General features: G+C 67.6%; 2 protein-coding genes. Both read right to left on the reverse strand.

The features are described from left to right. Nucleotides 1–293, reverse strand: a 293-nt coding sequence (locus OOT46_RS30700) for an RHS repeat domain-containing protein (protein ID WP_265407417.1), incomplete at its 3' end; no start/stop codon positions are given. Between the two features lie 59 nt (nt 294–352). Then, nucleotides 353–552: RHS repeat domain-containing protein (locus OOT46_RS30705; protein WP_265407418.1), on the reverse strand; the 200-nt coding region annotated here is incomplete at its 5' end.

Here is a 552-nt window from a genome sequence, read left to right on the forward strand (position 1 = left end):
TGGTCGCGTTTGTCGTAGCTGTAGTCGATGACCGGGGTGCCGGCGCCGGTGGCCGGTACCGGCAGCACCTGCTGCCTGAGGCGGTAGAGGCTGTCGTAGCTCTGGGAGGTGACCTGCGAGCGCGGGTCGGTGATCTTGGTGCGGTTGCCTTCGGCGTCGTATTCGTAGTGCGTGGTGGTGGTCTGGGTGGGCGTCGTCTGCGCCCAGGCGCCAACGGGCAGCAGCTGCGCTGCGACCAGGGCGCTCAGCAGGGCGCGCTGGACCAGGCGACGCGGCAGGCGGGGGTTGCTCACGAGGTCCTCTCCCGAGGGGTGATTGTTGTTGTGGTCTGTGGTCGGGGTGGGGCGGCCGTTCATTGCAGCCCTCCGGTGACGGTTTTCAGGCGGCCCAGCGCGTCGTAGGCGCGGGTCATGTTGCGCATCAGCACGCCGGCGGGGTCCTTGATTTCTTCTTTGGTGCGATTGCCGGCGTTGTCCAGCGTGTAGGTCACCGAGTTGCCCAGGCCGTCCTTGAGGCCGGTCAGGCGGTGGGCGTCGTCGTAGCTGTACTCGA

It is taken from the genome of Aquabacterium sp. A7-Y, from assembly GCF_026153205.1.
Taxonomy (GTDB): domain Bacteria; phylum Pseudomonadota; class Gammaproteobacteria; order Burkholderiales; family Burkholderiaceae_C; genus Caldimonas.